Raw genomic sequence first — 8,647 nt, 5'->3', positions numbered from 1 at the left:
GAACTCAACGGCCGCGAACGTTTCGACGACGGCTGGGCGGAGGACGACGACCCCGACGCCGCGCCGCCGGCGCTCAAAACCGTGGTCACCGACGAGTACGCAAAAACCATCCTCACGCGCAACGCCTCGCCCGACGTGCCTTTCAATGTGTCGCTCAATCCCTACCGCGGCTGCGAGCATGGCTGCATTTATTGCTTCGCGCGGCCCACGCACAGTTATCTGGGCCTGTCGCCCGGGCTCGACTTCGAAACCCGCTTGTTTGCCAAGGTCAACGCACCCGATTTATTGCGGCGCGAGCTCGCCAAGGCCTCGTACATGCCCGAGTCGATCGCGCTTGGCGTCAACACCGACGCCTACCAGCCGTGCGAGCGCGAACGCGGCCTGACGCGCCGCGTGCTCGAAGTCCTGCATGACTGCGAGCATCCCGTCGGCCTGATCACCAAGTCGTCGCTGATCGAGCGCGACATCGACATCATCGCGGCCATGGCCGCCAAGCGGCAGGCCATGGTCGCGATCACCCTGACCACGCTCGACCCCGCCATTTCGCGCACGCTCGAACCACGCGCGGCCGCGCCGGCGCGCCGGCTGCGCACCATCCGCCGCCTGACCGACGCCGGCATTCCCGTCGGCGTGAGCGTGGCGCCGGTCATCCCCTTCGTGACCGAGCCCGAGCTCGAGCGCGTGCTCGAGGCGGCGCACGCGGCCGGCGCGGTGAGCGCCCACTACGTCGTGCTGCGGCTGCCCTGGGAGGTCAATCCCTTGTTCCAAGAATGGTTGCAGTCGCATTTTCCCGACCGGGCCCAGCGCGTGATGAACCGGGTGCGCGAGATGCGCGGTGGAAAGGACTACGACAGCGATTTCAGCAAGCGCATGCACGGCGAGGGTGTCTGGGCCGACCTCATCCGTCAGCGCTTCGTGAAGGCCACCGAACGGCTCGGCATCGGCCGGCACGGGCGCCGCTTCGAGAATCTGGACGCGTCACGCTTCAAGCGGCCCACGGTGGTGCCGCCGGTGCCGACCAAGCAATGCGGCAATGCGACGGGACAACTCGACCTGTTCTCGTAGTCGCCGAATTTTGCACTACGCCGACTTTGAGCACGTGAGGGGCGTATCCATGCAAATTTGAATAGCTGTTGGCTTTGCAATACAAAAATGCACAAAGCCACTAGCCGGCCGGATATGGGGCGCAGGATGTTTCAGGCGTCCAGCGCGGACAAATGCCGCTCGATCGCGAACACATGGGCATCGTCCATGCCGAGTGCGCGCAGCGCGTGCGCGAGGTCGGTCAGGTAGTCCCGGTTGCGCCCGCTCGGGCCGCTCGATGCCGCGATCTGGTGCGCGATGGCCAGTTCGGTCGCCTCGCCCAAGAACGCGGCGTTCTCTTCGGTCGCTATGTAAACAAGGCCTTCCTCGCTACCGCCGCCCTCAAAATAGATGTCGGTCGCAAGGCGCAGGTAGCCGTTCTTTTCGCGGTGGTCGAGGTGGGCGAACACTTCCGGCGTGATCAGGTAGGCCATGCCGGCGCACACCGCGTCCGCCTGCGGTATCAGGGTGGCCACCCGTCCCGGCGCGCTCTCGGTGCCGCGGTGGTCGTGCGAACCTTGCCAAAAGCGCCTTGTCCAGTCGCGGATGCTCGCCGCCCGCCGTTCAATAAACGGGAAGTCCGCCTTGAATATCAGCGAACCATAGCCGAACAACCACACGCGGTGGTGGTCGTCGAATTTATCCATGCGCTGGTTGATCGCGATGGTGTTGTGTGACATGGTGCGCATCCCAAGATTTCGTGACGCCATTATATCGGCCCGCCTCGGCGCGCGTTGGCCGGCGGGATATTCCAATCGTGGGATTCGACATAGTTGAACAGGAAGGCAATAAAGCTTTCGGCCGCGGGCGACAGAGAGCGCTTTTCGCGGGTGTATACAAAAAAGCGGCGCGTCAATTCGGGCTCGTGCAGCAAGCGCATCTGCAGCTTGTAAAGCGTGACGAGCGGCTCGGCGTAGGGCAGGCAAACCGTGATGCCGAGGCCGGCGCTGACCATCGCCAGCGCGGTCGTCATGAAGGTCACCTCGTTGGCCGGGTTGAGCGGCACCTCGCGCGTCGACAAATGCATGTCGCTGAGCAGGCGTTCGGTGAACTGCCCCTGCAGCGAAATGAACGGGTAGCCGGCCAGATCGGCCCAGGTGGCGCGCTCGCGCTTGTCGAGCGGATGCCCCTGCGGAAACACCAGCACGAAGGGCATCTCGAACAGCACGTCCGCGTCGATCTGCGCGCTCGGCTCGCGCTCGGGGCCGATGCCGAAATCGACCTCGCCGCTGAACACGCGCGCGCCAACACTCTCCAACGCGCAGTCGACCAGGCGCACCGCGATGTCGGGGTGCGCGGCGCGGTAGGCGGCGATGACTTGCGGCAGCAGGGTGCACGACATCAGTTGCGGGGCGGCGATGCGGACCATGCCCTTTTTGAGCTTGGTATGGTCGGCGATGTTGACCAGGGCGCCGTCGAGGTCGTCGATCATCTTCGAAAACAGTGGGTAGAGCTCGCGCCCGACCTCGGTCAGCGCGATCTTGCGCGTGCTGCGGTCGACCACGCGCACGCCGAGCGTTTGTTCGAGCTCCTTGATCAGGCCCGACAGCGCCGATTGCGTCACGTGCAGGTATTGGGCGGCAAGCGTGAAGTTGCCCGTCTTGGCCAGGGCGACGAAGGCGCGCATCTGGCGCAAGGTGGGATTCATAAGATAGCCTGATAAATGGCGTTATAAATATTGTTTGTATGATAGTCAGTTTTGGACTCTAATGGTGAAAACATAGAAGGAGCACGCCATGCAGATCAAGAGAGTCCACCACGTCGCCTACCGTTGCATCGACGCCAAGCAAACCGTCGACTGGTACGTCAAGCACCTGAACATGAACTTCGTGCTCGCCATCGCCGAGGACCAGGTTCCGTCGACGGGCGCGCCCGATCCCTACATGCACGTGTTCCTCGACGCGGGCATGGGCAACGTGCTCGCCTTTTTCGAGCTGCCGAACCAGGCGCCGATGGGCCGCGACGGCAACACGCCGGCCTGGGTCCAGCATCTCGCGCTCGAAGTGGGCAGCATGGACGAATTGCTCGCGGCCAAGGCGAGCCTCGAGGCGTCCGGCATCGACGTGCTCGGCCCGACCAACCACACCATATTCAAGTCGATCTATTTCTTCGACCCGAGCGGCCACCGCCTCGAGTTGTGCTGCAACACGGGCACGCCGGAAATGATGCAAAAGCTCGACGAGGTCAAATGGGACATGCTGGACGAATGGTCCCTGACCAAAAAAGCGCCGAAGCACGCGGCCTGGATGCACGAAAAAAACTAAGGAACACGATGAAACTCGCAACACTTAAAAACGGCACTCGCGACGGCACCCTGGTGGTGGTCAGCCGCGACCTCGGCACCTTTCAAAGCGCGGGCGCGATCGCCCCGACGCTGCAATTTGCGCTCGATAACTGGGACGCGACCGCGCCCAAACTCGAGCAACTCTATGCCGAGCTCAACGCGGGCAAGGCGCCGGCGGCGCAAGCCTTCGTCGAAACCGCATGCCACTCGCCATTGCCGCGCGCCTACCAGTGGGCCGACGGCTCGGCCTACATCAACCACGTCGAGCTCGTGCGCAAGGCGCGCAACGTCGAGGTGCCGGCCTCGTTCTACACCGATCCCCTGATGTACCAGGGCGGCTCCGATTCCTTCATCGGCCCCTACGACCCGATCTACGCGCTGTCCGAAGAATGGGGCATCGACCTCGAGGCCGAGGTGGCCGTCGTCACCGGCGACGTCGCCATGGGCGCCGACGCGGCCCTGTGCGCCGCCGCGGTCCGCCTCGTCATGCTGGTCAACGACGTATCGCTGCGCAACCTGATCCCCGGCGAGCTGCTCAAGGGTTTTGGTTTCTTCCAGTCCAAGGCGGCCAGCGCGTTTTCGCCGGTGGCCGTCACGCCCGACGAGCTTGGCGGCGCCTGGCAGGACAGCAAGCTGTGCCTGCCGTTGAACGTGACGCTCAACGGACGGCCGTTCGGCAAGCCCAACGCGGGCGAGGACATGACCTTCAATTTCGCGCAACTGATCGCGCACGCGGCCAAAACGCGCGAGCTGGCCGCCGGCACCATCATCGGTTCGGGCACGGTTTCAAACAAGCAAGGTAATCTGCACGGATCGAGCATCGAAAACGGCGGCGTCGGCTATTGCTGCCTAGCCGAGGTGCGCATGTACGAGACCATCGAGAACGGCAAGCCGGCAACGTCGTTCCTCAAGTTCGGCGACAGCGTGCGCATCGAAATGCACGACGACGCCGGCGCCAGCATTTTCGGCGCGATCGACCAGCGTGTCGCGCTCTACGAAGGACGCAAGTGACATGAAGCTCTACGACTATTTCCGCAGCTCGGCCGCGTACCGGGTGCGCATCGCGCTCAACCTGAAGGGGCTCGAGTACGAGGCGGTGCCGGTGCACTTGGTCAAAGATGGCGGCCAGCACCTGCAAAGCGCCTATCGCGCCATCAACCCGAGCGCGCTGCTTCCCAGCCTGCAGGACGACGGCGCCACCGTGACCCAGTCGCTCTCGATCATCGAGTACCTCGAGGAAACGCATCCCTTCATGCCGCTCCTGCCGCACGGCGCGCTCGACCGTGCGCGCGTGCGCGCGCTGGCGCAAATGGTGGCCTGCGACATCCATCCGATCACCAACCTGCGCGTGCTCAAGTATCTGACCGGCACGCTCGGCGTCTCCGAGGACGCCAAGACCGCCTGGTACAGGCACTGGGTGCGGGAGGGGCTGGCGGCGATCGAAACGCAGCTGGCGCACGCGCCCGAGACGGGGCGCTTCTGCCACGGCGACACGCCCACCATGGCCGACTGCTGCCTGGTGCCGCAGGTATTCAACGCCCTGCGTTTCAGCGTCGACATGGCGGCCTATCCGACCGTCGAGCGCATCGGCGCGGCCTGTTCCGAACTGCCCGCGTTCGCCGCGGCGCACCCGTCGCAGCAAAACGACGCCGAGTAGCGTGCGCCCCCGCGCCTTTGATCCAGATCAAAGGCGCATGGCCCCCCGAAAGCCCACACTAAGGCCACGGGCGAACTACGTGTGAACGCACTACGTGTGGTCGCGTGAGGTTTTTTACGGGGGGAAGCATGTTCAAGCACATCCTATTGCCGACCGATGGCTCGGATCGATCCGAGCGCGCCGTGCACGGCGCGCTGAGTCTGGCCAAAGAACTTGGCGCCACCGTGAGCGGCTTGCACGTGGTCAGGCCGCCGCGCGCCTTCACGATCAGCCCCGACATGCTCGACGACTCGCGCGAGCAATACGTCAAAGAAGCCGAGGCGCAGGCGGAAAAAGCCTTGATGTATATCGTGAACGAGGCCAAGCAAATGGGTGTCGCCTACAATACCGTGATGGTCCGCGCCAACGATCCCTACGACGCCATCATCGAAGTCGCGCGCGACAAACGTTGCGACCTGATCGCGATGGCCTCGCACGGACGCCGGGGCCTCGAGGGCTTGCTGCTCGGCAGCGAGACGCAAAAGGTGCTCACGCACAGCGTGATCCCGGTGTTGGTGTTCCGCTAACCGGTCATGGGCGGGCGGGCGTGATGCACAAGCGCATATTGCTAATCCAGGGCCACCCGGACGCCAACGCGGGCCACTTGTGCCATTCGCTCGAGACCGCCTATGCGTCGGCCGCGACCGAAGCGGGCCACGAGGTGCACCGCATCGAGGTCGCCCGGCTCGACTTCCCCTTGCTGCGCAGCCAGAACGACTGGGAGAACGGCGAGGTGCCGCCCGCGCTGGCGCGGTCCCAGGACGAGATCGTATGGGCCAACCATCTGGTCCTGTTCTTTCCGCTGTGGCTGGGCGACATGCCGGCCTTGCTCAAGGGCTTCCTGGAGCAGGTTGCGCGGCCGGGCTTCGCGTTTGCCAAGGGCAAGCGCAACCCGCTGACCAAAAAAGCGCTCAGCGGCCGCTCGGCGCGCGTGGTCGTGACCATGGGAATGCCCGCGCTGGTGTACCGCTGGTTCTTCCGCGCACACAGCGTCAAGTCGCTCGAGCGCAATATCCTCGGCTTCGTCGGCATCGCCCCGGTCGATGAAACGCTCATCGGCAGGGTCGGCGACATGCGGCCGCCCGCCACTGAAAAATGGCTTGCCAAAATGGAGACGCTGGGCGCGCAAGGGGCCTGACGCAAGGGGCCTGACGCAAGGGACCGGACGTAAAAAAGCCGTCCCACGAGGGGACGGCTTTTAAGCCTGTACTTAGGCCCTGTACTTAGGCCGTGTACTTAGGCCGTGTACTTAGGCCGTGTACTTAGGCCGCGTACTTAACGTGACCTGCGTGACCTGCCCGACTTAGTGTGACTTAGTGTGACTTAGTGTGACTTAGTGTGACTTAGTGTGACTTAGTGTGACTTAGTGCGCGGCCGAACGGTCAGGCTCGGAAGGCGTGCTAATTTCAAGCAAGGCCTTGTCGATGCCGTTCGATTTCTGGGTTGCCAAGTCGCCCAGCGAGACGATGCCGACCAGGCTATGCGCGCCTTGGTCGACCACCGGGACGCGGCGGATCTGGACGTCACCCATTTGCTCCAACACCTCGTCGGTCGATTGGGTCGCGTAGCAGGTGCGCACATCGGTGCTCATGACGTCGCCGACGCGGGTGCTTTCCGGCGACTGGCCGGCAGCGGTCGAACGCACGGTGATGTCGCGGTCGGTGATCATGCCCACGAGCTTGGGACCGTCGCAGACGGGGATCGAACCGACGTTCAGCTCATCCATCATTTGTGCGGCACGGCGCACGCTGTCTTCTGGCGAAATACTTTTAACATCACGGGTCATGACTTCTGAAACAGTTTGCATATGAGCCTCCATTTATTTGATAGATAAGGAGTTAGGAATTTCCTAACTGGTGAAATGCATCATGCACTGTTTCGGGAAATACCGCCGCATGGTTGAAAATGCATCAAAATGAGGCAGTTGGGCCGTGGAACCTTGCGCTACAATCGGCGCTTTGAGCATTCGCCGCGCCATGTCCGAGACCCGAAATCCCCCCGCGATCCTCGCCGCGATGGAGCGCGCCGACCCCGCGTGGCGCCCGCACCTGCTTGCGGGGCTCGCGGCGGTCGAGCGCGCTACACCCGGCTACCTGGCGGCGCTTGCCGCCGACACCTACCTGCCCACTGAACAAAGACTGTTCGCCGCGTTCGCGTTGCCCCTGCCGCGCGTGCGTTACGTGCTGGTGGGGGAGGGGCCCTATCCGCGCGCCGAAAGCGCGACCGGCGTGTGCTTCATGGATGGTGCCGTCGGCGCGCTCTGGTGCGACACCGGTTTGTCGAAACCGGTCAACCGCGCGACCTCGCTGCGCAACTTCATCAAAATGCTGCTCGTCGCCGACGGCCAGCTGGACCCGGGCGACACGGCCGGCGCGGCGATGGCGCCCGTGGCCCGGAAGGCGCGCGCCGACGGCGCCATCCAGACCCTTGCCCAGCTTCAGGAAAATCTGACCAGCCATGGTTTTTTGCTGCTCAACGCGGCGCTCGTGTTCCGGCCCCACGTGGCCCCCGCGATTGACGCGCGCGCCTGGCTGCCGTTCCTGCAGGTGGTGCTGGGCGCGCTTGCGGCAACTGAACAGCGGCCGACGCTCGTGCTGTGGGGGAAAATCGCCGAACAGCTCAAGCGCCTGCCCGAGGCGGCGCTTTGTCCGCAGCTATGTTCCGAGCACCCATACAATCTCACGTTCATCAAGCACCGGGGAATGCAAGACCTGTTCGGCCCCATGCAATTACTGCGGACCAGCCATGAACCCTAGCAAAGTAGACCGTAACAAGCTTGAACGGCTGGAACAGCTGCCCAATATCGGCAAGGCCTGCGCGGCCGATCTGCGCCAGCTTGGAATCGAAACGCCGCAGGGGCTGATTGGCCGCAACGCCTGCGACCTCTACGAGGAGCTGTGCATCGTGACGGGCGTGCGCCACGACCCGTGCATGCTCGACACCTTCATGTCGATCGTCAGCTTCATGGAGGGCGGGCCGGCCTTGCCGTGGTGGTCGTTCACCGAGCAGCGCAAGCGGATGCTCAAGGCCGCGGCAGCGTGAAAAACACTTCCCGGTCGTCTTTCATCGCGCCGCGCGCCCAGCCCTGGGCCGCGTAGAAGCGGTCGGCGCGCGTGTCGGCCGCCGTCGACAACACGACCTGCCGCTCGCCCAAACCGAACAGGTAGTCGGTCGCCAGGGCCAACAAGCGCCGGGCGATGCCCCGCCCCTCGCACTCCGGCAGCACGAACAGCGCCCAGATCGAGGCATCCCCATGCGCCGCATAGCTGAAGCCGACAATTTCACCATCCTGCTCGCAGACCCATCCCCGTCCCAGCGTATCAAGATAGTCGCGGTACATCTGCAGTGTGACGCGGGCCGGATCGGACAGCACGTTCTCGCGCACGGCCAATCGGATCCGCGACATCGCAGGGATATCGGTTTCACTTGCTTGACGGAATGAAAGGCTATTCGGACGCGGCATTTTTGGCAGGCGGGAGGAGGGGATGTTTGGAGAATGCAATATTCTAGCACCGGCGCCGCGCGCCGCCAGCTGGCGCCCTGGACCGTGGGGCGCCTCTATTCTTCCGGTTTTTTTCCTCGCC

12 protein-coding genes are annotated in these 8,647 nt (G+C 63.9%); 8 read left to right on the top strand and 4 right to left on the bottom strand.

Annotated features, from left to right (window positions below; all coding sequences use genetic code 11):
- The coding region (locus tag C7C56_RS12610; protein WP_106757738.1) for a PA0069 family radical SAM protein at window positions 1–1,065 on the top strand (1,065 nt) is incomplete at its 5' end.
- A 131-nt stretch (window positions 1,066–1,196) separates the two neighbouring features.
- Here C7C56_RS12610 and C7C56_RS12605 read toward each other — a convergent pair.
- Together C7C56_RS12605 and C7C56_RS12600 are read right to left on the bottom strand one after the other, a co-directional pair.
- The gene (locus tag C7C56_RS12605) at window positions 1,197–1,763 is read right to left on the bottom strand and encodes a gamma-glutamylcyclotransferase (RefSeq protein WP_106757746.1); all 567 of its coding nucleotides are present in this window, start codon (window positions 1,761–1,763) and stop codon (window positions 1,197–1,199) included.
- A 29-nt stretch (window positions 1,764–1,792) separates the two neighbouring features.
- Window positions 1,793–2,731 carry a LysR family transcriptional regulator gene (locus C7C56_RS12600; RefSeq protein ID WP_106757737.1) on the bottom strand — a complete coding sequence of 313 codons (939 nt, stop codon included), beginning with the start codon at window positions 2,729–2,731 and terminating at the stop codon, window positions 1,793–1,795.
- An 88-nt stretch (window positions 2,732–2,819) separates the two neighbouring features.
- Here C7C56_RS12600 and C7C56_RS12595 point away from each other — a divergent pair, with 88 nt between their 5' ends.
- From C7C56_RS12595 to C7C56_RS12575, 5 genes are all read left to right on the top strand, one after another.
- Window positions 2,820–3,347, top strand: a complete 528-nt coding sequence (locus C7C56_RS12595) for a VOC family protein (protein ID WP_106757736.1) — start codon at window positions 2,820–2,822, stop codon at window positions 3,345–3,347.
- An 8-nt stretch (window positions 3,348–3,355) separates the two neighbouring features.
- Window positions 3,356–4,378 carry a fumarylacetoacetate hydrolase family protein gene (locus C7C56_RS12590; RefSeq protein WP_106757735.1) on the top strand — a complete coding sequence of 341 codons (1,023 nt, stop codon included), beginning with the start codon at window positions 3,356–3,358 and terminating at the stop codon, window positions 4,376–4,378.
- Window position 4,379: 1 nt separating this feature from the next.
- Window positions 4,380–5,024 carry a maleylacetoacetate isomerase gene (maiA, locus tag C7C56_RS12585; RefSeq protein ID WP_106757734.1) on the top strand — a complete coding sequence of 215 codons (645 nt, stop codon included), beginning with the start codon at window positions 4,380–4,382 and terminating at the stop codon, window positions 5,022–5,024.
- Window positions 5,025–5,152: 128 nt separating this feature from the next.
- Window positions 5,153–5,590 carry a universal stress protein gene (locus tag C7C56_RS12580; RefSeq protein ID WP_106757733.1) on the top strand — a complete coding sequence of 146 codons (438 nt, stop codon included), beginning with the start codon at window positions 5,153–5,155 and terminating at the stop codon, window positions 5,588–5,590.
- A gap of 23 nt (window positions 5,591–5,613) precedes the next feature.
- On the top strand, window positions 5,614–6,201 hold the full coding sequence (locus C7C56_RS12575; protein ID WP_370660203.1) for an NAD(P)H-dependent oxidoreductase: 588 nt from the start codon (window positions 5,614–5,616) through the stop codon (window positions 6,199–6,201).
- A 225-nt stretch (window positions 6,202–6,426) separates the two neighbouring features.
- Here C7C56_RS12575 and C7C56_RS12570 read toward each other — a convergent pair whose 3' ends face one another.
- Window positions 6,427–6,870, bottom strand: coding sequence for a CBS domain-containing protein (locus C7C56_RS12570; RefSeq protein WP_181373151.1), 444 nt, complete (start codon window positions 6,868–6,870; stop codon window positions 6,427–6,429).
- A gap of 169 nt (window positions 6,871–7,039) precedes the next feature.
- Between C7C56_RS12570 and C7C56_RS12565 the strand changes: the two genes are divergently transcribed.
- Window positions 7,040–7,819 carry a uracil-DNA glycosylase family protein gene (locus C7C56_RS12565; protein ID WP_106757730.1) on the top strand — a complete coding sequence of 260 codons (780 nt, stop codon included), beginning with the start codon at window positions 7,040–7,042 and terminating at the stop codon, window positions 7,817–7,819.
- Entirely contained in the window at window positions 7,809–8,105 is a 297-nt protein-coding gene (locus C7C56_RS12560; protein ID WP_106757729.1) for a helix-hairpin-helix domain-containing protein, read from the top strand. Before C7C56_RS12565 ends, C7C56_RS12560 begins: the two co-directional genes overlap by 11 nt.
- Here the strand turns inward: C7C56_RS12560 and C7C56_RS12555 are convergent.
- The gene (locus tag C7C56_RS12555) at window positions 8,086–8,448 is read right to left on the bottom strand and encodes a GNAT family N-acetyltransferase (RefSeq protein WP_307719044.1); all 363 of its coding nucleotides are present in this window, start codon (window positions 8,446–8,448) and stop codon (window positions 8,086–8,088) included. The genes C7C56_RS12560 and C7C56_RS12555 overlap by 20 nt on opposite strands.
- Window positions 8,449–8,647: the final 199 nt, after the last annotated feature.

This window comes from Massilia glaciei, assembly GCF_003011895.2.
GTDB classification, from domain to species: Bacteria; Pseudomonadota; Gammaproteobacteria; order Burkholderiales; family Burkholderiaceae_D; genus Telluria_A; species Telluria_A glaciei.
The sequence above is the reverse complement of the archived record's forward strand: the minus strand, read 5'-3'. Positions and strand labels throughout refer to the sequence as shown.

Excerpts from the sequence above, each read along its gene's own strand:
- C7C56_RS12605 (WP_106757746.1), bottom strand. The coding sequence starts at position 1,763 with ATGTCACACAACACCATCGCGATCAACCAGCGCATGGATAAATTCGAC.
- C7C56_RS12600 (WP_106757737.1), bottom strand. The coding sequence starts at position 2,731 with ATGAATCCCACCTTGCGCCAGATGCGCGCCTTCGTCGCCCTGGCCAAG.
- C7C56_RS12595 (WP_106757736.1), top strand. The coding sequence starts at position 2,820 with ATGCAGATCAAGAGAGTCCACCACGTCGCCTACCGTTGCATCGACGCC.
- C7C56_RS12590 (WP_106757735.1), top strand. The coding sequence starts at position 3,356 with ATGAAACTCGCAACACTTAAAAACGGCACTCGCGACGGCACCCTGGTG.
- maiA (WP_106757734.1), top strand. The coding sequence starts at position 4,380 with ATGAAGCTCTACGACTATTTCCGCAGCTCGGCCGCGTACCGGGTGCGC.
- C7C56_RS12580 (WP_106757733.1), top strand. The coding sequence starts at position 5,153 with ATGTTCAAGCACATCCTATTGCCGACCGATGGCTCGGATCGATCCGAG.
- C7C56_RS12575 (WP_370660203.1), top strand. The coding sequence starts at position 5,614 with ATGCACAAGCGCATATTGCTAATCCAGGGCCACCCGGACGCCAACGCG.
- C7C56_RS12570 (WP_181373151.1), bottom strand. The coding sequence starts at position 6,870 with ATGCAAACTGTTTCAGAAGTCATGACCCGTGATGTTAAAAGTATTTCG.
- C7C56_RS12565 (WP_106757730.1), top strand. The coding sequence starts at position 7,040 with ATGTCCGAGACCCGAAATCCCCCCGCGATCCTCGCCGCGATGGAGCGC.
- C7C56_RS12560 (WP_106757729.1), top strand. The coding sequence starts at position 7,809 with ATGAACCCTAGCAAAGTAGACCGTAACAAGCTTGAACGGCTGGAACAG.